The sequence below is a fragment of the Streptomyces sp. NPDC057249 genome, assembly GCF_042669245.1.
GTDB lineage: Bacteria > Actinomycetota > Actinomycetes > Streptomycetales > Streptomycetaceae > Streptomyces.
This window is the reverse complement of record NZ_JBHUXS010000003.1, coordinates 193198-216800: the sequence shown is the minus strand read 5'-3', so window position 1 is coordinate 216800 and position 23603 is coordinate 193198. Positions and strand designations below refer to the sequence as shown.

Sequence of the window (23603 nt, the reverse complement as noted above, 5' to 3'; positions counted from 1 at the left end):
ACGGGGGCGCTCAGAGCCAGCCGTTGCGCTTGAGCATGCGGTGGATGGAGAAGCAGACCACGCCGATGAAGCCCATGACCATCGGATAGCCGTACGTCCAGCCCAGCTCCGGCATGTGCTTGAAGTTCATGCCGTAGACCCCGCAGATCATCGTCGGCACGGCGACGATCGCCGCCCAGGACGTGATCTTGCGCATGTCCTCGTTCTGCGCGACGGTCGCCTGCGCCAGGTTGGCCTGGAGGATGGAGTTCAGCAGCTCGTCGAAGCCGATGACCTCTTCCTGGACGCGCACCAGGTGGTCGGCGACGTCCCGGAAGTACTTCTGGATGTCGGGGTCGATCAGCCGCATGGGCCGTTCGCTCAGCAACTGCATCGGCCGCAGCAGCGGGGAGACGGCCCGCTTGAACTCCAGCACCTCGCGCTTGAGCTGGTAGATCCGCCCGGCGTCCGAGCCGCGCGCGCTGCCCTTGTCCGGCGTGGAGAAGACCTCGATCTCCACCTCGTCGATGTCGTCCTGCACCGCGCCCGCCACCGCGATGTAGCCGTCGACCACGTGGTCGGCGATGGAGTGCAGCACGGCGGAGGGGCCCTTGGCCAGCAGCTCGGGGTCGTCCTCCAGACGGTGGCGCAGGGCGCGCAGCGAGCCGTGGCCGCCGTGCCGCACGGTGATGACGAAGTCCCGGCCGGTGAAGCACATGACCTCGCCGGTCTCCACGACCTCGCTGGTCGCGGTCAGTTCGGCGTGCTCGACGTAGTGGATGGTCTTGAAGACGGTGAACAGTGTGTCGTCGTAGCGCTCCAGCTTCGGGCGCTGGTGGGCGTGGACCGCGTCCTCCACGGCCAGCGGGTGCAGCCCGAACTCCCGGGCGATGCCCGCGAATTCCTCCTCGGTCGGCTCGTGCAGCCCGATCCAGGCGAAGCCGCCCTTCTCCCGGACCCGGAGCATCGCCTCACGTGCGGTGCGGCAGGTGCCGTCCACCTCGGCGAGCCGCCGGCCGTCGCGGTAGACCGCGCAGTCGACCACCGCGCTGGAGGCGGACGGGTCGCGGGTGGTGTCGTAGCCGTTGTGCAGGGGGGTGCTCTTGCGCAGGGAGGGGCGCACGACGGCGCGCAGGTCACGGATCATCGACATGGCTGGCTCCTTCACGGAGGGCCGTCGTCGGGGGGCCTGGAACAGCCCGGAATGGGGACGTGGACTCACATCCGCAAAGCGGGCGGCACCGCGGCGACAGGACGACGGCGTTCGCTACAGACAGGTGAAAGGCTGTGCTCTTCCGTCGTGCGACATGCCAGGGCCCCGACCGGGTGTCAGATCACACGGAGGGGCGTCCGGCGGAAGAGCGGTTGGTACTGCACGATCGACTCGGATCCACCGCAGCCCCACCTCCTCCTGCCGGTCCCCCGTGGGGGATGACGTAGCGCCGGGACTTGAGAGCGACGCTTCAGCGAGCTGTCCCGGCCGACACCCCAGGCTAGCAGCCGGTACAGGGCCAATCCCTTACTTTGCCCGTTCCATACGCGACCTATGCTCGCGGCATGGCAGAAATTCTTGCTCTGGTCGAGGCACGTCTGCGGACGGCCCTGGGTGAACCGGACGCGCGTGCGGCAGTGACGTTTCTCGGGACGGACCGGATCGAGGTGCTCCGGTTCATCGACGGCGACATCGTGCGGTACGCCACGCTCGGCATGTCCGCCCAGCCGATGTCCGACCCGACGGCCGTCGTGGCCGACCCGCTGAAGGGCCCGCGCGCCGAACTGGTCCTGTCGGTGCGGGCGGGCCTGGCCGACACCGACCAGGTGCTGCGCAAGCTCGCGGTGCTCGCGGCCTCGCCCCAGGTGGAGGGCCTGGTCGTGGCGCCCGGCGCGTCGCTGGACGTCGGCGAACCGCTGTGGCCGGGCGCGCCGTTCACCTCGGTGCTGGTCGCGGAGAGCGGGGGGCTGGTGGAGGACCTGGAGCTGGATGCCCACCTGGAGCCGGTGCGCTTTCTGCCGCTGCTGCCGATGACGCCGAACGAGGCCGCCTGGAAGCGGGTCCGGGGGGCGCAGGAACTCCAGGAGAAATGGCTGTCGCAGGGGACCGACCTGCGCGATCCCCTGCGACACTCCGTGATCCTGGACTGACGGCCTCAGTTGGCGAAGACCGTGACGCCGTCCTCCGTGGCGTGCTTCGGCTCCAGCTCCTCCGCCTCGTGGGTGAGCGCGGAGCGCCGGACCCAGACCACGACCGCGCCGATCACCGAGGCGACGGCGGCGACCACGAACGGGATGTGGATGTCGCTCCACTCCTCGATCTTCGGGGCCAGGTAGGGCGCCGCGGCGGCGGCGAACCAGCGGACGAAGTTGTAGCCCGCGCTGGCCACCGGGCGCGGCGCGTCCGACACGCCGAGCGCCAGCTCGGTGTACACGGTGTTGTTCATGCCGATCAGCGCACCGGACACGATGGTGCAGACGATGGCCGTGGTGTGGCTGCCGTAGCCGAGGACGACCAGGTCGGCGGCGAGCAGCACCAGCGAGGCGCCGAGCACCTTGAGCGAGCCGCACCGCTGCTGGAGCCGGGGCGCGACGAGCACCGAGAACACCGCGAGCAGCAGGCCCCAGGCGAAGAAGACGGCACCGGACTTGTACGGCGTCATGTCCAGCACGAACGGGGTGAACGCCAGGATCGTGAAGAACGCGTAGTTGTAGAAGAACGCGGACGCCGCGACGGAGGCGAGCCCGCCGTGGCCGAGCGCCTTGACCGGGTCGAGCAGTGAGGTCTTGCGGGCGGGCTTGGGCTGCTCCTTCAGGAACGCCGTGATGCAGACGAAGCCGATGGCCATCAGCGCGGCCGTCCCGAAGAAGGGGTAGCGCCAGCTGGCGTCACCGAGCAGCGCGCCGAGCAGCGGCCCGCACGCCATGCCGAGGCCCAGCGCCGACTCGTACAGCAGGATCGCCGCCGAGCTGCCGCCGGCCGCCGCGCCGACGATCACCGCGAGCGCGGTCGAGACGAACAGCGCGTTGCCCAGCCCCCAGCCGGCCCGGAAGCCGACCAGCTCCCCGACGGACGAGGAGGTGCCGGAGAGCGCCGCGAAGACCACCACGAGCGCCAGCCCGGCCAGCAGGGTCTTGCGGCCGCCGATGCGGCTGGAGACGAAGCCGGTCACGAGCATCGCGACGGCGGTGATCAGGAAGTACGAGGTGAAGAGCAGGGACACCTGGCTGGGCGTCGCGTCCAGGCCCTTGGCGATGGACGGCAGGATCGGGTCGACCAGGCCGATGCCCATGAACGCGACGACGGAAGCGCCCGCCGTGGCCCAGACGGCCTTCGGCTGGCGCAGGATGCTGACCGGCTCCTGGTTGAACGGGTCCTCTCCGGTTACTGCCTCTGACGGCATGGGCCTCTTCCTCTCCACTGGCTCCACTGGATCGATGCGTTATGCACAGAATAAGTTAGAGAAGCTAATGAATGCAAGTTACATCTAAATTTCCCGATGGCGGCCCGGTGACCGTGCGGTGCGCGGGGTAGAGGGGCCTGGGCGCACGGCGCGCGAGGGTGATCGTCCTTGACGCGGCGACGGCCGGAGAGGACCGTGGGAAGGTATGAGGGGCGAACCAAGTTGCCCGAAGTGCGGAGGCCGGGTCAGGGCGCCCGGACTCTTCGCCGACACCTGGCAGTGCGACGTCCACGGCAGCGTCCACCCGCTCCAGCCGGTCGTCCCGCCGAGCGTCGAGGCGCTCGGCGTGGTGGTGCACCGTGCGCAGGTCCCCGTCTGGATGCCCTGGCCGCTCCCGGTCGGCTGGCTGTTCACCGGTGTCGCCTGCGCCGGCGACGACCGCACCGGCGGACGCGCCACCGCCGTCGCCTGCTCCGGACCCGGGCCGCTCGGCGGCATGGGTGAGCTGCTGCTCGTCGCCGAGGAGCTGGGCGTCGGACTCGGCGCGCGGTACGCGGGCATCGACGGACCGGACCCCGGACCCCTGCTGCGGGTGGACGGCCCCCCGGAATCCAAGGTGCTCGCCGCCGGACGCCCCACCCCCCTCTGGCACGTCAGGCACGCCCCCGCGGATCGCGCCGTCTTCGCGGGCGAGGCGTGCGGCCTGTGGCTGTGGGCCATCGTGTGGCCCGAGCAGTCCGGGCTGCTCCTGTACGACGAGCTGGTGCTCACCGACCTGCGCGACGCCGGGGGAGAGGTCGACCTGGTGCCGTGCGGCGCCCTCACCCCCCGCCTGCTGACGGGCCCCTGACGACGGGCGGACCAAGCGCGCGCGCCGGTTATCCTTGAGCGTCCCCCCGTCCGGCCGCGAGCACTGGAGTACGAGTCGTGCGCATCGATCTGCACACCCACTCCACCGCGTCGGACGGCACGGACACCCCCGCCGAGCTGGTGCGCAATGCCGCCGCCGCGGGCCTCGACGTCGTCGCCCTCACCGACCACGACACCGTGCGCGGGCACGCCGAGGCGGCCGCCGCGCTCCCGGAAGGGCTGACCCTCGTCACGGGCGCCGAGCTGTCCTGCCGCATCGACGGCGTGGGCCTGCACATGCTGGCGTACCTCTTCGACCCGGACGAGCCGGAGTTCGCCCGCGAACGCGAGCTGGTGCGCGACGACCGGGTGCCGCGCGCCCGGACCATGGTCCGCAAGCTCCGGGAGCTGGGCGTCCCCGTCACCTGGGAGCAGGTGGCCCGGATCGCCGGCGACGGCTCCGTCGGCCGGCCGCACGTCGCCACCGCCCTCGTCGAGCTGGGCGTCGTCCCGACCGTCTCCGACGCCTTCACGCCGGACTGGCTCGGCGACGGCGGGCGCGCGTACGCGGAGAAGCACGAGCTGGACCCCTTCGACGCGATCCGGCTCGTCAAGGCCGCGGGCGGCGTCACCGTCTTCGCCCACCCGGCCGCCGTCAAGCGGGGTCGCACCGTGCCCGAGGCGCGGATCGCCGAGCTGGCCGCCGCCGGGCTCGACGGCATCGAGGTCGACCACATGGACCACGACGAGCCGACCCGGACCCGGCTGCGCGCACTGGCCCGCGAGCTCGGGCTGCTGGCGACCGGCTCCAGCGACTACCACGGCAGCCGCAAGACCGTGGAGCTCGGCACGTACACCACCGACCCCGAGATCTACGGCGAGATCACCCGACGCGCCACGGGAGCCTTCCCGGTGCCGGGCGCCGGCGGACCCGCCACCGCCTGACGGCGCCCGGGCCCCGCCCGCGTACGCCGCTCGTCCCTTCACCGCTCCCCGCCCGCCGTCCGGCATGCCCGGCTGCCCCGGGGCGCGTCCTTTCCCCGCGGTCACCCGCCGCACACCCGCTCACTCCCCGCAAGGCTCACCCGTGTTCGACGTCGCTGTCTTCGGATCCCTTTTTCTCACCCTTTTTGTGATTATGGATCCGCCCGGAATCACCCCGATCTTCCTCGCCCTCACCGCCGGCCGCCCCGCCAAGGTGCAGCGCCGGATGGCGCTCCAGGCCGTCGCCGTCGCCTTCGGCGTCATCGCCGTCTTCGGCCTGCTCGGCCAGCAGATCCTGGACTACCTGCACGTCTCCGTACCGGCGCTGATGATCGCCGGCGGGCTGCTCCTGCTGCTCATCGCGCTCGACCTGCTCACCGGCAAGACCGACGAGCCGACGCAGACCAAGGACGTCAACGTCGCCCTCGTACCGCTCGGCATGCCGCTGCTCGCCGGTCCCGGCGCGATCGTCTCGGTGATCCTCGCCGTGCAGCACGCCGACAGCGTGGCGAGCCAGGTCTCGGTCTGGACGGCGATCCTCGTCATGCACGTCGTGCTCTGGCTGACCATGCGCTACTCGCTGCTGATCATCCGCGTCATCAAGGACGGCGGCGTCGTGCTCGTGACCAGGCTGGCCGGCATGATGCTGTCCGCGATCGCGGTGCAGCAGATCATCAACGGCGTCACCCAGGTCATCCGGGGCGGCTGACCGGGGCCCGGACGCAACAGCGCCCCCGCACGGCCGTTCCGTGCGGGGGCGCTTCGTCTTCGTTACGACGGCAACTCACATCGGCAAGGTGTTACGAAGCCGGACTTTCGGCCGGGCGGATGTAGATGCGCTGGCCCGTGGCCGCGGCCTGCTGCACGATCCGCTTGACGGAGGCGGCGTCCACGACGGTGCTGTCCACGGCGGTACCGTCGACATCGTCGAGTCGCATGATCTCGAAGCGCATAGGGCTTCCCTTCGTCTGATCCTCCTGCTGGAGAACTACTGGGAGGACGGTGTCCCGTCCGCAAGGATGAGGAGCGCCAGGCATGTCTGTCGAGCGCCCCACACCGGATACAACGGCTTGCCCCCTGCAATCATTCCCTACGCTAAGGAAATTTTTCGGATGTCTAAATACCCGTTGGTAATCAGGCGTACGGGCGCGACGGGACCCGCATGAGCGACGCGGAGATCGGCGAGCGGCTGGACCGCACCAACGCCCTGCTCGAACGCGTCCTCGCCGAGGTCTCGAAGACCCCGTCGACCCACGCGATCTTCGTGGACGCGGGATACGTCTACGCCGCCGCCGGGCTGCTCGTCACCGGCACCGAGGACCGGCGCTCCTTCGACCTCGACGCCGAAGGGCTGATCGAGGCGTTCATCGACAAGGCCCGCACCATCTTCGCGGACAGCCGGCTGCTGCGCGTGTACTGGTACGACGGGGCCAGGCGCCGCATCCACACCACCGAGCAGCAGACCATCGCCGAACTCCCCGACGTCAAGGTCAGACTCGGCAACCTCAACGCCAACAACCAGCAGAAGGGCGTCGACTCCCTCATCCGCACCGACCTGGAATCGCTCGCCCGCCACCGGGCCATCAGCGACGCCGCGCTCGTCGGCGGCGACGAGGACCTGGTCTCGGCCGTCGAGGCCGCGCAGGGCTACGGCGCCCGCGTCCACCTCTGGGGCATCGAGGCGGGCGAAGGGCGCAACCAGGCGGAGCCGCTGCTCTGGGAGGTGGACAGCCAGCGCACCTTCGACCTGGACTTCTGCCGCCCCTACGTGACCAGACGCCCCGTCACCACGTACGAGGAGGACGCCCCCGCACCCTCCCGCGAGGACGTCCACTTCGTCGGCGCGCAGATCGCGGCGGCCTGGCTCGCCGCGCGCGGCCGTGCGTCCCTGGCGGACCTGCTGCCCGGGCACCCCTTCCTGCCGGGCTCGGTCGACCAGGACCTGCTGCACGAGGCCGAACGCCTCCTCCAGCGCTCGCTGCGCGGCCACCCCCCACTGCGGCGGGCGCTGCGCGACGGCTTCTGGCAGCACCTCCAGTCCCAGTACTGAGACCCGGCGGCACGGGAACCCCGGGCGTGGCCTACAGGCTGTCCCAGAAGGAGGCGAGCGCGGCGGCGGTCGCCTCCGGCCGGCCGGTGTTGGGGGAGTGCTCGGTGCCCTCGATCCGGGTCCGGCGCGCCCCCAGGCGGACCGCCATCCCGTCCAGCACCGGCACCGGCCAGACGTCGTCCACCTCACCGGAGACGACGTGGACCGGCAGCCCGGTCGCGGCGAGCTCGGCCACCCGGTCCGGCTCGGCGGCCAGCTGACGGCCCGTCGCGATCAGCTGGGCCGGACGGTGGAGCAGCCAGCGCCGCCGCAGGTCCTCGCCGCCCGTCTCCGCCTCGGCCGGCGGGTCGAAGGCGCGCATGGCTTCCCAGACGTCGCCCATGGTCATGGTGGCCAGCGCGTCACCGAGGATCTTCAGCTTGATCTGCTGCGCCTCGACCACCTCGGCGGGCCCCGAGGACATCAGGGTGAGCGAGCGGAACGGCGAGGCGTCCAGCAGGACCGCGGCCCGGCAGAGCTGCCCGCCGAGCGAGTGCCCCAGCAGGTGCACCGCGCCCTCGCCGGCGCCGAGCGCGGCCGTCTGCGCGAGCACGTCCCGGGCCAGCTCCTCCTGCGCGTACTCCCGGAGGTCGTCCGTCCCCGGGCTCTCGAACTGCCCGCGCCCGTCGACGGCGACGGCACGGTAGCCGGCCTCCGCGAGCGGTTCCAGCAGCGCGATGAAGTCCTCCTTGCTGCCGGTGTACCCGGGCACCAGCAGGGCGGTACCGCGCACCGGCCCGGCGGGGGCCGCGTCCAGCACGGCGAAGCGCCCGCGCGCGGTGGGCAGCGCACGGGCACGGGCGCAGGAGGGCGGGGTGAAGGTGGGTGGCCTGCTCATGGAACGAGGTTAGAACGTTCCCGGCGGCGGCGAACGACGGGCGGCCCGTGTCCGCGAACGACGGGCGGCCCCGGGGAGAGGTTCCCCGGGGCCGCCCGTCGGATGCTGCGTGGTCCGCTCAGCCCTCGGCCTTCGCGGTGGCGCGCGGTGCCCGGCGGCGACGCGGCTTGGCCTCGCCCTCGGCGGTCGCGGTCTCCGCCACGGCCTCCGTCTTCGGCTTGGCGGCCGTACGCGTACGACGGCGCACCGGCTCCGGCTCGGAGATCGGCGCGATCTGGAAGTCGACCTCGTCCTCGGCCGGCTTGATCACCCGGCGGCGGCGCGGTCGCGTCACGGCGGGCACCTCCGGCTCGGCCACCGGCGCGCTCCGGAACTCGGCCTCCTCGGCCACCGGCTTGGCGGCGCGGGCCCGGCGGCGACGCGGCTTGGCCTCGTCCTCGGCGGTCGCGGTCTCCGCGACGACCTCGGCCGCGACGGCCTCCGTCTTCGGCTTGGCGGTCCGGGTGCGGGTGCGCTTCTTCGGCGCGGCCTCGGCCTCCGGCTCGGTCACCACGGCCACGGGGGCGGGCGCCTCGGCCACGGCGACCGCGGCCTCGGCGGCGACGGCCTCCGCCGCGATGGCCTCCGCCGCACCGGCACGGGTGCGCCGGCGGCGGCGCGGGGTGCGCGGGGCGTCGGCCGACGCCTCGGGCTCGGCCTCGGCGGCCGGGGCGGGCACGGTCGCGGCGCCCTCGGCGACGGACGCGCCACCACGGGTGCGACGGCGCTGACGCGGGGTGCGCGGCGCACGCTCCTCGCGGGCGGCCGGCGCGGCGGACTTGCGGCCGCGGCCGCCGGTCTCGCCCAAGTCCTCGATCTCCTCGGCCCCGAGACCGGCGCGGGTGCGCTCGGCGCGCGGCAGGACACCCTTGGTGCCGGCCGGGATGTCCAGGTCCTCGTAGAGGTGCGGGGAGGTGGAGTACGTCTCGACGGGGTCCGGGAAGCTCAGGTCCAGGGCCTTGTTGATCAGCTGCCAGCGCGGGATGTCGTCCCAGTCGACCAGCGTGATCGCGATGCCCTTGGCGCCGGCGCGGCCGGTGCGGCCGATGCGGTGCAGGTAGGTCTTCTCGTCCTCGGGGGACTGATAGTTGATGACGTGCGTCACACCCTCGACGTCGATGCCGCGGGCGGCGACGTCGGTGCAGACCAGCACGTCGACCTTGCCGTTGCGGAAGGCGCGCAGGGCCTGCTCGCGGGCGCCCTGGCCGAGGTCGCCGTGGACCGCGCCGGAGGCGAAGCCGCGCCGCTCCAGCTGCTCGGCGATGTCCGCCGCGGTGCGCTTGGTGCGGCAGAAGATCATCGCGAGCCCGCGGCCGTCGGCCTGGAGGATGCGCGCGACCATCTCGGGCTTGTCCATCGAGTGGGCGCGGTAGACGTACTGCGCCGTGTTCTTGACGGTCGTGCCCTCGTCGTCGGGCGAGGTGGCGTTGATGTGCGTCGGCTGCGACATGTAGCGGCGGGCGAGCGAGATGACCGCGCCCGGCATGGTGGCCGAGAACAGCATGGTCTGGCGCTTCGCCGGCAGCATCGTGATGATGCGCTCGACGTCGGGCAGGAAGCCCAGGTCCAGCATCTCGTCGGCCTCGTCGAGGACGAGCGCGCGGACCTTGGACAGGTCCAGCTTGCGCTGGCCCGCGAGGTCGAGCAGCCGGCCGGGGGTGCCGACGATCACGTCGACGCCCTTCTTCAGGGCCTCGACCTGGGGCTCGTAGGCCCGGCCGCCGTAGATCGCGAGGACCCGCACGTTGCGCACCTTGCCCGCGGTGAGCAGGTCGTTGGTGACCTGCTGGCACAGCTCGCGGGTGGGCACGACGATGAGGGCCTGCGGGGAGTCGGTCAGCTCCTCCGGCTTCGCACGGCCGGCCTCGACGTCGGCGAGGACGGTGACCCGCTCGAGGAGCGGGAGGCCGAAGCCGAGCGTCTTGCCGGTGCCGGTCTTGGCCTGGCCGATGACGTCGGAGCCGGAGAGGGCGACCGGGAGCGTCAGCTCCTGGATGGGAAAGGGGGACGTGATGCCGACGGCCTCAAGGGCCTCGGCCGTCTCGGAAAGAATCCCGAGGTCTCGGAACGTAGTCAGGGTGCTGCCTCTTCTGTGAGACGCGGTCCGAGGCGAACGAAGGGGGTCGTACCGTGCCGGGGTTGGTCATCCGGCGGATGGGCCGGGTGGCGCGGGACCACTGCCGTCGCTCGAGCGCTCGTGCCGCTGAGGGGGCCCCTCATCTGCGGTCGTACGTGTGCACGCACCGCGTGGAGGGCTGTCGGGTCGGAGCCGATCGGGCCACCGACCGGGCATCCTCATTCAATTTCGCGCCACGAGCAGATGCAAAGTGCTCAGTAAGCGCATTACCACTGTACCCCGGATCCGCGCATCTGTGTTGGGCGAATTCGTCGGAACGGTGTGACGTCGGTCGTCGGGCAGGCCCTTCCGCCGCCGCCCGGGCGGGCTATTCTGCGCTGCATGGAGACGCCTGACAACGCCAACGAAGCCCCCGCCACGACCAGAATCGCCGACCAGGACTGGGCCACCGCGTCCGCGCAGCCGCAGTACCTGGCCGCCGTGGTGGACCTGCTGGGTGCCCTCGCCTACGGGGAGCTGGCGGCCTTCGAGCGGCTGGCCGAGGACGCCAAGCTGGCACCGACGCTGGCCGACAAGGCGGAGCTGGCGAAGATGGCGTCCGCCGAGTTCCACCACTTCGAGCGGCTCACGGAGCGGCTGACCGCCATCGAGGTCGAGCCGACCGCCGCCATGGAGCCCTTCGCCCGGGCGCTGGACGACTTCCACCGCCAGACCGCGCCGTCGGACTGGCTGGAGGGCCTGGTCAAGGCATACGTCGGCGACTCGATCGCCAGCGACTTCTACCGGGAGGTCGCGGTCCGGCTGGACTCCGACACCCGCTCGCTGGTGCTCGCCGTGCTGGACGACACCGGTCACGGCAACTTCGCCGTCGAGAAGGTGCGCGCGGCGATCGAGGCGGACCCGAGGGTCGGCGGCCGGCTGGCGCTGTGGGCGCGGCGGCTGATGGGCGAGGCGCTGTCGCAGGCGCAGCGGGTGGTCGCGGACCGGGACGCGCTGTCGACCATGCTGGTCGGCGGGGTCGCCGACGGCTTCGACCTGGCGGAGGTGGGCCGGATGTTCTCCCGGATCACCGAGGCGCACACCAAGCGCATGGCAGCCCTGGGGCTGGCCGCGTAGCGGACCCGGATGTCAGGCGGCGGCCGACCGGCTCAGCCGGCGGCGGCGGGGCCGGATCAGCAGGGACACCGTCACGGCGGCGATCAGCACGGCGCCCACCACGACGGCCGCCGCGTGGCCCGGGCCGAGCACCGAGTGCATCAGGGACGCGCCGAACACGCCGCCGAGCGCTCCCGTGCCGAACACGGTCCGACGGGCCGGGAGCCGGCCGGGGAGCGAGCGGAGCGCCGCCCAGGAGAGGACCACTCCGAGCACGACGGCGCTCAACGTTTCCAGGATCACGGACGATCACCTCGCAGATATACGGAACGGGCGCTTCGGTCCTGCTGGTACTACCCGTGAGCGGCCGTTCACAACCCTCCCGCGCACAGGCTTCGCCCGGCCGCCGCACCGCCGGTCCCGGGTGCGGGCGCCGAATGAGGAGCGGCCCGGCGGGGAATCCCGCCGGGCCGCTCCTCGCGTTCGTACGCCCTACAGCGCGCCGAACCCCACCCGTCGGGTGCTGGGCTCGCCGATCTCCACGTAGGCGATCCGGTCGGCCGGCACCAGGACCTTGCGGCCCTTCTCGTCCGTGAGGCTGAGCAGCTGCGCCTTGCCGGCGAGAGCCTCGGACACCGCGCTCTCGACCTCTTCGGCGGAAAGCCCGCTCTCCAGAACGATCTCCCGGGGCGTGTGCTGCACCCCGATCTTGACCTCCACGGCTATGTCCCTCCGACGGTCAGTCCCTGCGCGGCGAACCGCGCCGTACGCAGCACACATTAGCCCGCTGAGGGGACTCGTCAGGGCGGCCCGGCCACGCCCGCAGCGAACACGGCGCCGCGCGGGCGGTCAGTGCTGATCGATGCCGTGCAGGGGGAAGCCCGCGATGCCCCGCCAGGCCAGCGAGGTGAGCAGCTGGACCGCGGTGTCGCGCGGAATGGCCGACCGGCTCGACAGCCAGTAGCGGGCGACCACCTGGGACACCCCGCCGAGGCCCACCGCGAGCAGCATGGACTCGTCCTTGGACAGGCCCGTGTCGCCCGCGATCACGTCGGAGATCGCCTCGGCGCACTGGAGCGAGACCCGGTCCACGCGCTCGCGCACGGCGGGCTCGTTGGTCAGGTCGGACTCGAAGACCAGCCGGAAGGCGCCGCCCTCGTCCTCCACGTACGCGAAGTACGCGTCCATCGTCGCGGCCACGCGCAGCTTGTTGTCCGTGGTCGACGCCAGCGCCGTGCGCACCGCCTGGAGCAGCGACTCGCAGTGCTGGTCGAGAAGGGCCAGGTAGAGCTCCAGCTTGCCCGGGAAGTGCTGGTAGAGCACCGGCTTGCTGACCCCGGCGCGCTCCGCGATGTCGTCCATCGCCGCGGAGTGGTAGCCCTGCGCGACGAAGACCTCCTGCGCGGCTCCCAGCAGCTGGTTGCGTCGGGCGCGGCGGGGCAGGCGAGTGCCCCGCGGGCGCGCCGCCTCGGTCTGCTCGATGGCTGTCACGCCGCCTCCCAAATTCGTGGTCCGACACAGCCGTTCCGTACGTGCCGCGCCATACCGACATCGTACTTTTGGGTAACCCCGGTATGCGCGGCGCGGACGCAGAATTTCACGGACCGGACGGCTGCGGTAGCCGCAGATTGTCCGCCCCGGCGGGCAGAGCGGGACGTATCAGCGGTAATCGTCCTCATCCTGCGGGACCACACGGGCCTGGTCCGCCGCGTCCGCCTCGCTGGCGCCGCCGCGCTCGAGGTCCGTGAGCGGTTCGTCGCTCTCCGGACGGAGGTCGGCGTGCTGCTCGGCGGCGTCCGCCTCGGGCGTCTCCTGGTCGGGCTCGTCCGGCTGGACGTCCTCGAAGGTCTCCGGGTCCCTCGGGTCGACCGTCATGGTGACTCCCTTCCTCGGTTCGAGCCTATGAGGTACCCCGTGAAGCCGCTATGCGATCGTGTGACGGCGAACACATGAACCCCGGTGTGATCATCTCGTAACATTGCCGCATGTCTTCGACCGAGCTGCCGGGAGTCCGCGCCGCCGCCGCGGCGGTGTCACCCACGGTGAGCGCCGTCAGGGTGGCGGAGGGGGAGCGGCTGCGCTCCGTCGAGCTGCCCGGGCTGACGCTCACCGTCCGTTCGCGGCCGTCCCGGGGGCCCGGGCTGCCGCCCGCCCTCTTCGTGCACGGGCTCGGCGGCTCCTCGCAGAACTGGTCGGCCCTGATGCCGCTCGTGGAGGACCTGGCCGACTGCGAGGCGGTCGACCTGCCCGGCTTCGGCGACTCGCCGCCCCCGGACGACGGCAATTACTCGGTCACCGGACACGCCCGGGCGGTCATCCGCCTCCTGGACGCCCAGGAGCGCGGGCCCGTGCACCTGTTCGGCAACTCGATGGGCGGCGCGGTCGCGACCCGGGTCGCCGCGGTCCGCCCCGACCTGGTGCGTACGCTCACGCTGATCTCGCCCGCGCTCCCGGAGATCCGGGTCCAGCGCACGGCCGCCCCGACCGCGCTGCTCGCACTGCCGGGCGTCGCCTCCCTGTTCGCCCGGCTCTCCCGGGACTGGACCGCGGAGGACCGCACCCGCGGAGTCATGGCACTCTGTTACGGCGATCCGGCACGGGTCTCCGAGGCCGGCTTCCGCGACGCGGTGGCCGAAATGGAGCGCAGGCTGGAACTGCCGTACTTCTGGGACGCCATGGCGCGTTCCGCCCGTGGCATCGTCGACGCGTACACGTTGGGCGGACAGCACGGGCTGTGGCGCCAGGCCGAGCGGGTGCTCGCGCCGACCCAGCTGGTGTACGGCGGACGGGACCGGCTCGTCTCGTTCCGGATGGCCCGCAGGGCGTCCGCGGCCTTCCGCGACGCGCGCCTGCTGACACTGCCCGATGCCGGGCACGTGGCGATGATGGAGTACCCGGAGGCGGTTGCCCAGGCGTTCCGGGAATTGCTCGACGAATGCGGCGGGAGCTGATCCAGGGCGTGGGACGACACAGCCGGAAGGGCCCTGCGCCCAGCGCGCCCGAAACCGGGCAGGCGGAGCCGGACGAAGCGGGGCGCGGAGCCGCCCGGCCCGTCGCCGGCACCGGACGGCGCAGACGGCAGGCGGACCCCGCGCCCTCCGTGGGGGCGCCCGAGGTGCGCGGCGGCCACCCCGAACAGCGCGAACCCGGCGGCGGCTGGGGCGCGGGCCCCATGCGCCCCCCGGGCCGCCCCGGCCTCCAGGCCCCCGCGCCCGGCGCGCGCCCCGGCGCTCAGCGCCCCGCGCACCACCAGCAGACCACCGGCACCCGGCCGCTGATACCGGGTCCGCGGCGCGAGTTCGTCGAAGCCTTCGACAGCCCGCCCGCACCGCCCGCCCCGCGCCGGCGCGACCGGGTGGCCGACGACCCGTACCGCTCCGTCACCGACTGGGACCCCCGCGAGCCGGAGGCCCGGAGCGACGGGGACGGGACCCCGGCCAGGGGGGCCAGGGGCGGCAAGGGCCGTACGTTCACCGGGATCGCGGCCGCCGCGGTGACCACGGTGCTCGCGGTCGTCGTGGCCGGGCAGGTCGCCCACGACAGCACCTCCAAGAACGGCGCCGCACAGGCCGCGGGGGTCGACCGGGACGACGCGGACGACGCCTCCCGTTCGGACAGCCGTACGACCCCCTCACCCGAGGCGGCGGCCGTCAAGCCCCTTACGTATGAACAGAAAATGGCCAAGCCCTACCCGCTGTCGCCGGCGCTGACGGGCTCGGGGACGTTCGAGACCGTGCCCGGCACCGCCAAGGCGCCGGGCAAGGGGACGGTCCACCGCTACCGGATCGATGTGGAGAAGGGGCTCGGACTCGACCCCCAGCTGTTCGCCCAGGCCGTCCAGAAGACCCTCAACGACGACCGGAGCTGGGCGCACGACGGCGCCATGACCTTCGAACGGATCTCCGAGGGCGATCCGGACTTCGTCATCACGCTGGCGAGCCCCGGCACCACCGGCAAGTGGTGCGCCAAGTCCGGCCTGGACACCATGGAGGACAACGTCTCCTGCGACTCGGCCGCCACCGAGCGCGTGATGATCAACGCCTATCGCTGGGCACAGGGTTCGGCCACCTTCGGACCGGACAAGCTGTTCTCGTACCGGCAGATGCTCATCAACCACGAGGTCGGGCACCGGCTCGGGCACAACCACGAGAGCTGCCGCACGAAGGGCGCGCTCGCGCCGGTCATGCAGCAGCAGACCAAGACGCTGGACCTCGACGGCATCAAGTGCCGCCCCAATGCCTGGGTCCACCCCACCTCCGAGTAACTCTCCGCTTCCCTAGCGCGACAGAACGCTGTCCCGCCGGGAAAGTTACGCCGGTTCACCCCTTTCGGTGGCGCGACGGACAACCGTCCGTCGCGCCACCGGCGTATCCGCTTACGGTCGTCCCGCCGCGAGTCGCCGAAGGAACGGCGGCCGCTCATCAGGGAGATCGGGGGTGCGCTCGTGCGGATCGGACTGCTCACCGACGGTGGTTATCCGTACGCGACCGGTGAATCCAGGCTCTGGTGCGACCGGCTCGTACGCGGGCTCGCACAGCACGAGTTCGACCTCTTCGCACTCAGCCGTTCCGCCGAACAGGAAGCGGCGGGCCGGGTCCTCCTCCCGCCCCGGATCGCCGGCGTGCGCACCGCGCCCCTGTGGACCGCCGACGACGACACCCTCGGCCTGCACGCCCCCCGGGGACCGCTGGCCCGGCTGCTCACCGGCGGGGGCGCGCGGACGTACGCCCGGCGCGAACGCCGGCGCTTCGCCGAGCACTTCGCGGACCTCGCGGCCTCCGTCTGCTCCGCCGCGGGCAGCGAGCGGGGCCGTACGGGTGCGGAGTCCGGCGGCCTCACGGAAGGTGGCGCCGAAGTCCGGCTCGCGGACGAGCGGTTCACCCGCGGGCTCTACGGACTCGCGGACCTCGCCTGGGAACACGGCGGACTCCCCGCCGCCCTGCGCTCGGAGACGGCGGTGCGCATCCTGGAGGCCGCCTGCCGGGCGCCCGGCACCGGACGCACCGTGCAGACCGCCACCGTCACCGACCTGCTCGCCTTCACCGCCGAACTGGACCGGGTGCTGCGCCCCCTCTCGCTCGACTGGTACGAGGAGGACGGCCTCGGTGCCGTGGACCTCTGCCACGCGACGGCGGGCGGAGCCGCCGCCCTGCCGGGCCTGCTGGCCAAACGCTTCTTCGGGGTGCCGCTGCTGGTCACCGAGTACTCCGTGCGGGTGCGGGCGCACTACCTCGCGTCGGGCCGCGCGCCGGTCAGCGCGCCGGTCCGCGCCCTCCTCGCGAACCTGCACGGACGGCTCGCCACCGAGGTGTACCGGCAGGCCGCGCTCATCACCCCCGGCAACACCCACGCCCGCCGCTGGCAGGAGCGCTGCGGCGCCGACCCCGCGAAGGTGCGGACCGTGTACCCGGGCATGGACGCGGCCCGGTTCGCCGCGCTCGGCGAGAGCGAGGACGGCGGCCCCGACACGCTCGTCTGGGTCGGCCGCATCGAGCCCGCCAAGGACCTGACCGGGCTCCTCCACGCCTTCGCCGAAGTGCGCATCGCCGAGCCGGACGCCCGGCTCCGGATCATCGGCGCCCCGGCCCCCGGCCCGGCGGGCGCCGCCTACCTGGCCCGCTGCCGCGCGCTGGCCGGCGAGCTCTTCCCCGGGCAGGACGCCGTCGCCTTCGAGGAGATCGGCGGACCCGGGGTCCCGGAGCCGGCCCAGGCGTACGCGGCGGGCGGTGTCGTGGTCCTCTCCAGCGTGGTCGAGGGCTTCCCGATCAGCCTGGTCGAGGCGATGTTCTGCGGCCGGGCCACGGTCTCGACGGACGTCGGCGCGGTGGTCGAGGTCATCGGCGGCACGGGTCTCGTGGTCCCGCCGCGCAACCCCCGGGCGCTCGCGGACGCCTGTGTCGCGCTCCTGCGCGACCCGGAGCGCCGTGCCCGCCTGGGGGCGGCGGCGCGCGCCCGGGCGCTCGAACTCTTCGGCGTCGAACAGAATCTGGCCGCCTTCCACGGCATCTACCTGGAGCTGATCGCGCGGGCGCCGGTGCGCGAGCGGCCGCAGCCGCCCACCCACGAGGGCCCGCGCCCCTTCGCCACCCCACCGGAGGCCCACGTGCTGGGCCACTGGCCGGAGCCGCCCGGCCGGGAGCGCGCCGACCGCACCCCCAGCTGGGCGGGCGCGGGGAGCGGCGATGCGTAGCCACGAGACGGCGGGCCCGCCCGCCCCGGCACCGGGCGAACAGCACCACGGAGGAACGACGATGAGCCGCGAGGGCCACCAGGGGGACGCCGCCTCGGCGGCCGACGCCGGAGCCGCGGGCGCGCCCGCGCGCGCCCCCGAAGTGGCGCATGCGCACCCCGCTCCGCGCAAGACCGTCGTCGGGCGGCGCGGGACCGCCGACCCGGTGCGGGCGCTCATGCACCGCCACCGGGAACTGTGCGAACGGGCCGTGGACCCGCTGGAGATCGCCGCCGGCCTGGAGGCTCACGGAGTCACCGACCGCACCGCCGCCCGCTACCGTCACCGCGACGTGTTCTCGCTCGCCGAGGAGCTCTTCGCGCGGGTCCCGGCGGTCGCGGGGGAGCCGGTCGCGAAGGGCCCCGCCCCGGCGCGCGACGTCGCGACGCGCGCCGCCTGGTCCCTGCGCGCCCTGCTGCCCGGCGCCGCCTGCCTGGCGACCCTCGTCGTCCTCGGGCTGACCGACGGGGTGCTCGGCGGCGACGCCCGGCTGGCCATCGGCTCCGCCGGGACCCTCCTCGCGCTCACCGGCCTCGCGCTCGCCCTGCGCACCGGCCCGCTGAGCGCCCGGCACCGGTCGTCCGGCACCGCCGCGCTCTGCGTCTGCTGGCTGCTCGGCTACGTCCTGTACGGCGACGACCTGCTCCACCAGGTCCTCAGCGGCGGCCCCGAGGGCCCCTGGACGCTGACCCCGGCGCCCCTGCTGGGGCTCGCCGTCGCGGCGGCCCCGGCCGCCTGGTGCGCGCACCTCTTCGCCCTGTCCGCGCACCGCCGACTGCACGGCAGCCATGCGCTGGAGGAGTTCGGGGCGGGCGTGCGACCCCCGCTGTTCGGCGTCGTCGCGCTCTTCGTCTGCGCCCTCGCCGCGCTGCTGTACCTGGCCCGTCTGGGCTTCGGCCCCGGCGGCTCACCGGCCGGGGCCGCCGCCCTCGGGGTCCTGCTCCTGCTGGCCCGGCTCCTGACCGTCCACGGCTTCCCCGAACCCGCCGCCACCGGACTCGCCGCCGCCTGCGCCATGGAGGCCGCGGCGCCCGCCCTGATCCTGGCCGGCCGCCTGCCCGGACTGCACCCGGTCTCCCGGCCGGTCGACGCCCTCATCGAGGCCGGGGGCGCCGGGGCCGTGCCCGTACTGGCCTGCGGCACCGCCGCGCTCGGCCTGCTGATCACCGCCGTACTCGTCCTCTCCCGGGCGTCCGCCCACGCCGCCCCCTGAGGCGGCCCCAGAGCCCCCGCGGAGCCGACGCCGCGGGCCGTCACCACCCGCACCGTACGCACCGAGACGTACGGAACAGCCCTCAAGGAGACACCGACATGACCCGCCAATCCCCCGCACCGGCAGCCCGCCGTCGGCCCTCAGGCCGGGGCGGTGCGCGATGAGGGTGCTGCTGCTCGGAGCCAACGGATTCATCGGCCGGTTCGTGGCCGACCGGCTGCTCGCCGACCCCGCCGTCCACCTCACGGCACTCGGCCGCGGCGACGACGCCGACGTGCGGTTCGACCTCGCGACCGGCAGCCCCGGAGCGCTCACCCGCTTCCTGGACGCCGTCCACCCCGGGGTCGTCGTCAACTGCGCCGGCGCGACCCGGGGCGGCGCGCGCGACCTCACCCGGCACAACACCGTCGCCGTCGCCACCGTCTGCGAGGCGATGCGCCGCAGCCGCTGCACCGCCCGCCTGGTCCAGGTCGGCTGCGCGTCGGAGTACGGGCCCTCCCAGCCCGGGTCCTCCACCGCCGAGGACGCCATCCCGCGCCCCGGCGGCCCGTACGGCGTCAGCAAGCTCGCGGCGACCGAGCTCGTCCTCGGCTCCGGCCTCGACGCGGTGGTCCTGCGGGTCTTCTCACCGGTCGGCCCCGGCACCCCGGCCGGGTCCCCGCTCGGCCGGCTCGCCGAGGCGATGCGCCGCACCATGCAGGCCGGGGACGGCGAGCTCAAGCTCAGCGGCCTCGGCGTGCAGCGGGACTTCGTGGACGTACGCGACGTGGCGCGGGCGGTGCACGCCGCCTCGCTCTCCGCCGCCCAGGGCGTCGTCAACATCGGCACCGGCCGGGCCGTCCGGCTGCGCGACGCGGCGGCCGTCCTCGCCAAGGTCGCCGGATACGCCGGCGCGCTCCACGAGCTGGACACGCCCCCCGCCCGCCTCCCCATCGGCGCCCCCCGCACCTCCACCGAGTCGGTCATCGAACACCTCTCGGCCACCCCGTCCCCGTACCCGGACGGCTGCGGCGCCTGGCAGCAGGCCGACGTCCGCACCGCGCGGGACCGGCTCGGCTGGCGTCCCCGGATCAACCTGGAGGAGTCACTCGCCGACATCTGGATGGAGGCGGCGTGCCGCATCTGACCAGCCCCGGCACCGCCCGGCGCGCCAGCGGCGCCGACCGGCTCGGCTTCGGGGTCCCCGGCTACGCGCACCCGCTGCTCGCCCCCGCCGAGTGGGCCGAGCTGACCCGCCCCGGCACCCCGCTGCACTGGGCCGTCCTCGACATCGACAACGGCCCCGGCAGCCGGCCCGACCCGCACTGCCTGGAGGCGGCCGGGCGGCTCCGCAACGCCCGCGCCCGCGCGCTGCGCGAAGGGGACCCGCTCGACGCCGTACGGGCGTCCGGCGGCAGGCTGCTCGGACAGCTCGACCTCGCCCACGGCACCCGGCCGTTCGGGGAACTGCTCGCCGACGCCCGGTCCTACCTGGACTGGTACCGGGTGGACGGCTTCTACCTCGACCGCTGCCCGGCCGGCCGCGCCGAGCTGCCGGCCGTCCGCCGGCTCACCGGCACCCTGCGGGCCTTCCTCGGGAAGGACGACGGCCACCTCGTGCTGGGGCACGACACCCACCCCTACCCCGGCTACGCGGAGACCGGCGACCAGCTCGTCACGTTCCGGGGCGCGTGGAGCGACTACCGCTGGTCGCAGGTGGCGGAGTGGACCGCGGCCTACCCGCCCGGCCGCTTCGCGCACTTCGTGCACGGCGTGCCGCGCACGCATCTGGAGGAGGCGATGCGCATCGCCCGCTGGCAGGGCGCCGGGACGATCTTCTTCACCGACCGCGGCGGACGGTCCGGTCCGGGAAACGGCCGCGGACAAAGCGACCCATTCGCGGCACTGCCCAGGTACTGGGACGAAATCGTCTCGCGGATCGGACCTGGTATCTCGGAATGAGAGGGGGCGTGGCAGTGTTACCGGAAGAACAACCGTACGTAGTCGAAGTACGTAGAAACCGACCACCTGCATTGTTGAGGTTCCTGTGTCGCTGCCACCCCTGGTCGAGCCAGCTGCTGAGCTCACCGTCGACGAGGTCCGCAGGTACTCCCGCCACCTGATCATCCCGGATGTCGGGATGGACGGGCAGAAGCGGCTGAAGAACGCGAAGGTGCTCTGTGTCGGCGCCGGCGGCCTCGGTTCGCCGGCCCTGATGTACATGGCCGCCGCCGGTGTCGGCACGCTCGGCATCGTGGAGTTCGACGAGGTAGACGAGTCGAACCTGCAGCGCCAGGTCATCCACAGCCAGGGCGACATCGGCAAGTCCAAGGCCCAGTCGGCCAAGGAGACGGTCCAGGGCATCAACCCCCTGGTCAAGGTGGTCCTTCACGAGGAGCGGCTGGAAGCCGACAACGTGATGGACATCTTCTCCCAGTACGACCTGATCGTGGACGGCACGGACAACTTCGCCACCCGCTATCTCGTCAACGACGCCGCGGTCCTGCTGAACAAGCCCTACGTGTGGGGCTCGATCTACCGCTTCGACGGCCAGGCGTCCGTGTTCTGGTCCGAGCACGGGCCCTGCTACCGCTGCCTGTACCCGGAGCCGCCCCCGCCGGGCATGGTCCCGTCCTGCGCCGAGGGCGGCGTCCTCGGTGTGCTCTGCGCCTCCGTCGGCTCGATCCAGGTCAACGAGGCCATCAAGCTGCTCGCCGGCATCGGTGACCCGCTGGTCGGCCGGCTGATGATCTACGACGCCCTGGAGATGCAGTACCGCCAGGTCAAGGTGCGCAAGGACCCCGACTGCGCGGTCTGCGGCGAGAACCCCACCGTCACCGAGCTCATCGACTACGAGGCGTTCTGCGGCGTCGTGTCGGAGGAGGCCCAGGAGGCGGCGGCCGGTTCGACCATCACTCCGAAGCAGCTCAAGGAGTGGATCGACGCCGACGAGAAGATCGAGATCATCGACGTCCGCGAGCCGAACGAGTACGAGATCGTCTCGATCCCGGGCTCCCGGCTGATCCCGAAGAACGAGTTCCTGATGGGCAACGCCCTCCAGGACCTCCCGCAGGACAGGCGCATCGTCCTGAACTGCAAGACGGGTGTCCGCAGTGCGGAAGTCCTCGCGGTCCTCAAGTCGGCGGGCTTCGCCGACGCGGTCCACCTGGGCGGCGGCGTGATCGGCTGGGTCAACCAGATCGAGCCCGAGAAGCCGGTCTACTAGAACGCTCGGAAGGGGCCGGTCCGCATCGCGCGGACCGGCCCCTTCTGCGTGCGCGGGCGCCGTTACGAGCAGGTCTTGCCGTCCGCCGGGACCTTCCCGTCCAGGAAGTACGAGTCCACGGTGGACGTCACACAGCTGCTGCCGCCGTACGCGCCGTGCCCCTCGCCCTCGTTGGACAGCAGCACACCGACGCCCTCGCCCAGCTCGTCCGCCATCCGGCGGGCGCCCTCGTACGGTGTGGCCGGGTCGCCCGTCGTCCCCACGACCAGGATCGGACCGGCGCCCGGCGCGCTCGCCTCCGGGTCGTCGTGCTCGCCGTCCACCGGCCAGCCGGAGCACCAGCCCGCCGTGTCCCAGGCCAGGAACGGGCCGAAGACGGGGGACAGCTTCTCGAACTCGGGCAGTAGCGCCTTCGCCTCGGCCGCCGTGGGCCGCGCCTTGTCGTCCGCGCAGGAGATGGCCCGCTGCGAGTGGTTCTGGGTGTCGTAGTGGCCGTTCTCGTCCCGGCCGTTGTACGAGTCGGCGAGCTGGAGCAGCGTGGCGCCGCTGCCGTCCTCGGCCTCGTCCAGCGCCCGCGTGAGGGTGGGCCAGTTGTCCTTGGAGTAGAGGGGGAGCACGATGCCGGTGATCGCCAGCGACTCGTTCAGCTCGCGGTCCGTGCCGGTCGGCAGCGGCTCGGCGTCGATCCGCTTCAGCAGCGCCGCGACCCGCCGGGTGCCCGCCTCCGGGTCCTCGCCGCGGTCCTCGAAGTAGTTCTCCAGCGCCCGCTGGAAGCCGGTCGCCTGGTTGCGGGCGTGCCCGGTGGAGTCCGCGGTCGGGTCGACGACCGCGTCGAAGACCGTACGGCCCACCTTCTCCGGGAACAGGTGGGCGTACGTGCCGCCCAGCTCGGTGCCGTACGACATGCCGAAGTACGTCAGCTTCTCGTCCCCGAGGGCCTGGCGGATCATGTCCATGTCGCGGGCGGCGTTCGTCGTGCCGACGTACGGCAGGACCTTGCCGGACAGGCGTGCGCAGCCGGCCCCGAAGTCGGCGCCGTCCGCCATGAAGGCCGTCTCCTCGGCCGCCGTGTCCGGAGTCATGTCCACATCCTGGTACGCCTTCTCCTGCGCCTCGTCGTCGCGGCACCGCACCCCGGCGCTCTGCGCGACCCCGCGCGGGTCGAAGCCCACCAGGTCGTAACGGGAGTTGAGGGTGGCGTACCCGGCGGCGGCACGCGGCAGTATCGAGACGCCCGAGCCGCCGGGCCCGCCGAAGTCGAAGAGCATCGAGCCCAGGCGCTTGGACTTGTCCGTGGCCTCCTTGCGGATCAGCGCGATGCCGATCGTGACGCCCTTCGGCTTCGCGTAGTCCAGCGGGACCCGCACCGTCGCGCAGCGCCACTCGGAGCCCGGCGCCTCGCCGCCCTCGGGGGCCTCGCAGCGGGCCCAGTCCAGGTGCTGCGAGGCGGGCGACGAGGCGGGGGAGCCGTCCGCCCGCTTGCCCGGCTTCTCGTCCGTACCGTCCTCGCAGCCCGCGAGCACCCCCGTCAGCAGCAGTGCGGCGGTGGCCAGTGCCCCGGCCCGTGCGTGTGCGACCACGTGTGCGTTCCCTCCCCGTCGAGCGCTGCCC

At 72.9% G+C, this 23603-nt stretch carries 23 protein-coding genes; 13 read left to right on the top strand and 10 right to left on the bottom strand.

Features of this window, described 5'->3' with window-relative positions; genetic code table 11:
- Positions 1-10: 10 nt before the first annotated feature.
- Positions 11-1132, bottom strand: a complete 1122-nt coding sequence (locus ACFUJY_RS07485; protein WP_383295872.1) for a magnesium and cobalt transport protein CorA — start codon at positions 1130-1132, stop codon at positions 11-13.
- Positions 1133-1536: 404 nt separating this feature from the next.
- On the opposite strand from ACFUJY_RS07485, the gene ACFUJY_RS07480 reads away from it, so the two are divergent.
- Entirely contained in the window at positions 1537-2121 is a 585-nt protein-coding gene (locus ACFUJY_RS07480) for a suppressor of fused domain protein (protein WP_383295870.1), read from the top strand.
- Positions 2122-2126: 5 nt separating this feature from the next.
- On the opposite strand, the gene ACFUJY_RS07475 is transcribed toward ACFUJY_RS07480, so the two are convergent.
- Entirely contained in the window at positions 2127-3374 is a 1248-nt protein-coding gene (locus ACFUJY_RS07475; RefSeq protein ID WP_383295867.1) for an MFS transporter, read from the bottom strand.
- A gap of 205 nt (positions 3375-3579) precedes the next feature.
- Between ACFUJY_RS07475 and ACFUJY_RS07470 the strand changes: the two genes are divergently transcribed.
- From ACFUJY_RS07470 to ACFUJY_RS07460, 3 genes are all read left to right on the top strand, one after another.
- Complete coding sequence (locus ACFUJY_RS07470) at positions 3580-4224, top strand: DUF6758 family protein (protein WP_383295864.1); 645 nt, start codon at positions 3580-3582, stop codon at positions 4222-4224.
- Positions 4225-4301: 77 nt separating this feature from the next.
- Positions 4302-5168, top strand: coding sequence for a PHP domain-containing protein (locus ACFUJY_RS07465; RefSeq protein WP_383295862.1), 867 nt, complete (start codon positions 4302-4304; stop codon positions 5166-5168).
- 142 nt (positions 5169-5310) lie between these two features.
- Positions 5311-5916 (top strand): MarC family protein, encoded by a 606-nt coding sequence (locus tag ACFUJY_RS07460; RefSeq protein ID WP_383295859.1) that lies wholly within the window; start codon positions 5311-5313, stop codon positions 5914-5916.
- Between the two features lie 91 nt (positions 5917-6007).
- Here ACFUJY_RS07460 and ACFUJY_RS07455 read toward each other — a convergent pair whose 3' ends face one another.
- On the bottom strand, positions 6008-6160 hold the full coding sequence (locus ACFUJY_RS07455; RefSeq protein WP_018105503.1) for a hypothetical protein: 153 nt from the start codon (positions 6158-6160) through the stop codon (positions 6008-6010).
- 209 nt (positions 6161-6369) lie between these two features.
- Between ACFUJY_RS07455 and ACFUJY_RS07450 the strand changes: the two genes are divergently transcribed.
- Positions 6370-7257, top strand: coding sequence for an NYN domain-containing protein (locus ACFUJY_RS07450; protein ID WP_383295855.1), 888 nt, complete (start codon positions 6370-6372; stop codon positions 7255-7257).
- Between the two features lie 31 nt (positions 7258-7288).
- On the opposite strand, the gene ACFUJY_RS07445 is transcribed toward ACFUJY_RS07450, so the two are convergent.
- The gene (locus ACFUJY_RS07445) at positions 7289-8134 is read right to left on the bottom strand and encodes an alpha/beta fold hydrolase (RefSeq protein ID WP_383295852.1); all 846 of its coding nucleotides are present in this window, start codon (positions 8132-8134) and stop codon (positions 7289-7291) included.
- Positions 8135-8252: 118 nt separating this feature from the next.
- The gene (locus ACFUJY_RS07440) at positions 8253-10160 is read right to left on the bottom strand and encodes a DEAD/DEAH box helicase (protein WP_383296472.1); all 1908 of its coding nucleotides are present in this window, start codon (positions 10158-10160) and stop codon (positions 8253-8255) included.
- A gap of 471 nt (positions 10161-10631) precedes the next feature.
- On the opposite strand from ACFUJY_RS07440, the gene ACFUJY_RS07435 reads away from it, so the two are divergent.
- The gene (locus ACFUJY_RS07435) at positions 10632-11366 is read left to right on the top strand and encodes a ferritin-like fold-containing protein (RefSeq protein WP_383295849.1); all 735 of its coding nucleotides are present in this window, start codon (positions 10632-10634) and stop codon (positions 11364-11366) included.
- Between the two features lie 12 nt (positions 11367-11378).
- Here ACFUJY_RS07435 and ACFUJY_RS07430 read toward each other — a convergent pair whose 3' ends face one another.
- From ACFUJY_RS07430 to ACFUJY_RS07415, 4 genes are all read right to left on the bottom strand, one after another.
- Positions 11379-11648, bottom strand: coding sequence for a hypothetical protein (locus tag ACFUJY_RS07430; protein ID WP_383295845.1), 270 nt, complete (start codon positions 11646-11648; stop codon positions 11379-11381).
- A 189-nt stretch (positions 11649-11837) separates the two neighbouring features.
- On the bottom strand, positions 11838-12065 hold the full coding sequence (locus tag ACFUJY_RS07425; RefSeq protein WP_024490505.1) for a DUF3107 domain-containing protein: 228 nt from the start codon (positions 12063-12065) through the stop codon (positions 11838-11840).
- Positions 12066-12194: 129 nt separating this feature from the next.
- The gene (locus tag ACFUJY_RS07420) at positions 12195-12836 is read right to left on the bottom strand and encodes a TetR/AcrR family transcriptional regulator (protein ID WP_018105511.1); all 642 of its coding nucleotides are present in this window, start codon (positions 12834-12836) and stop codon (positions 12195-12197) included.
- 168 nt (positions 12837-13004) lie between these two features.
- Complete coding sequence (locus tag ACFUJY_RS07415; RefSeq protein WP_383295841.1) at positions 13005-13220, bottom strand: hypothetical protein; 216 nt, start codon at positions 13218-13220, stop codon at positions 13005-13007.
- Positions 13221-13330: 110 nt separating this feature from the next.
- On the opposite strand from ACFUJY_RS07415, the gene ACFUJY_RS07410 reads away from it, so the two are divergent.
- The 7 genes from ACFUJY_RS07410 to moeZ all read left to right on the top strand — a co-directional run bounded on the left by ACFUJY_RS07410 (position 13331) and on the right by moeZ (position 21992).
- Positions 13331-14296: an alpha/beta fold hydrolase gene (locus ACFUJY_RS07410; RefSeq protein ID WP_383295838.1), complete on the top strand. Its 966-nt coding sequence runs from the start codon at positions 13331-13333 to the stop codon at positions 14294-14296.
- Positions 14281-15609, top strand: a complete 1329-nt coding sequence (locus tag ACFUJY_RS07405) for a DUF3152 domain-containing protein (RefSeq protein WP_383295836.1) — start codon at positions 14281-14283, stop codon at positions 15607-15609. The genes ACFUJY_RS07410 and ACFUJY_RS07405 overlap by 16 nt, the downstream gene beginning before the upstream one ends.
- Positions 15610-15789: 180 nt before the next feature.
- Complete coding sequence (locus ACFUJY_RS07400) at positions 15790-17535, top strand: glycosyltransferase (protein ID WP_383295833.1); 1746 nt, start codon at positions 15790-15792, stop codon at positions 17533-17535.
- 61 nt (positions 17536-17596) lie between these two features.
- The gene (locus ACFUJY_RS07395) at positions 17597-18787 is read left to right on the top strand and encodes a hypothetical protein (RefSeq protein ID WP_383296470.1); all 1191 of its coding nucleotides are present in this window, start codon (positions 17597-17599) and stop codon (positions 18785-18787) included.
- A 160-nt stretch (positions 18788-18947) separates the two neighbouring features.
- On the top strand, positions 18948-19913 hold the full coding sequence (locus tag ACFUJY_RS07390) for an NAD(P)-dependent oxidoreductase (RefSeq protein ID WP_073964087.1): 966 nt from the start codon (positions 18948-18950) through the stop codon (positions 19911-19913).
- Positions 19901-20728 (top strand): spherulation-specific family 4 protein, encoded by an 828-nt coding sequence (locus ACFUJY_RS07385; protein ID WP_383295830.1) that lies wholly within the window; start codon positions 19901-19903, stop codon positions 20726-20728. The genes ACFUJY_RS07390 and ACFUJY_RS07385 overlap by 13 nt, the downstream gene beginning before the upstream one ends.
- Positions 20729-20813: 85 nt before the next feature.
- Positions 20814-21992: an adenylyltransferase/sulfurtransferase MoeZ gene (gene moeZ / locus ACFUJY_RS07380; protein WP_383295827.1), complete on the top strand. Its 1179-nt coding sequence runs from the start codon at positions 20814-20816 to the stop codon at positions 21990-21992.
- Between the two features lie 62 nt (positions 21993-22054).
- Here the strand turns inward: moeZ and ACFUJY_RS07375 are convergent, their stop codons facing one another.
- Positions 22055-23572, bottom strand: a complete 1518-nt coding sequence (locus ACFUJY_RS07375) for an alpha/beta hydrolase (protein ID WP_383295825.1) — start codon at positions 23570-23572, stop codon at positions 22055-22057.
- Between the last annotated feature and the right edge of the window lie 31 nt (positions 23573-23603).

Bases quoted from the DNA above. Each gene is read 5' to 3' on its own strand.
- ACFUJY_RS07395 (WP_383296470.1), top strand. From the start codon at position 17,597: ATGAGCCGCGAGGGCCACCAGGGGGACGCCGCCTCGGCGGCCGACGCC.
- ACFUJY_RS07475 (WP_383295867.1), bottom strand. From the start codon at position 3,374: ATGCCGTCAGAGGCAGTAACCGGAGAGGACCCGTTCAACCAGGAGCCG.
- ACFUJY_RS07405 (WP_383295836.1), top strand. From the start codon at position 14,281: ATGCGGCGGGAGCTGATCCAGGGCGTGGGACGACACAGCCGGAAGGGC.
- ACFUJY_RS07390 (WP_073964087.1), top strand. From the start codon at position 18,948: ATGAGGGTGCTGCTGCTCGGAGCCAACGGATTCATCGGCCGGTTCGTG.
- ACFUJY_RS07435 (WP_383295849.1), top strand. From the start codon at position 10,632: ATGGAGACGCCTGACAACGCCAACGAAGCCCCCGCCACGACCAGAATC.
- ACFUJY_RS07445 (WP_383295852.1), bottom strand. From the start codon at position 8,134: ATGAGCAGGCCACCCACCTTCACCCCGCCCTCCTGCGCCCGTGCCCGT.
- ACFUJY_RS07410 (WP_383295838.1), top strand. From the start codon at position 13,331: ATGTCTTCGACCGAGCTGCCGGGAGTCCGCGCCGCCGCCGCGGCGGTG.
- ACFUJY_RS07470 (WP_383295864.1), top strand. From the start codon at position 3,580: ATGAGGGGCGAACCAAGTTGCCCGAAGTGCGGAGGCCGGGTCAGGGCG.
- ACFUJY_RS07480 (WP_383295870.1), top strand. From the start codon at position 1,537: ATGGCAGAAATTCTTGCTCTGGTCGAGGCACGTCTGCGGACGGCCCTG.
- ACFUJY_RS07485 (WP_383295872.1), bottom strand. From the start codon at position 1,132: ATGTCGATGATCCGTGACCTGCGCGCCGTCGTGCGCCCCTCCCTGCGC.
- ACFUJY_RS07415 (WP_383295841.1), bottom strand. From the start codon at position 13,220: ATGACGGTCGACCCGAGGGACCCGGAGACCTTCGAGGACGTCCAGCCG.
- ACFUJY_RS07455 (WP_018105503.1), bottom strand. From the start codon at position 6,160: ATGCGCTTCGAGATCATGCGACTCGACGATGTCGACGGTACCGCCGTG.
- ACFUJY_RS07450 (WP_383295855.1), top strand. From the start codon at position 6,370: ATGAGCGACGCGGAGATCGGCGAGCGGCTGGACCGCACCAACGCCCTG.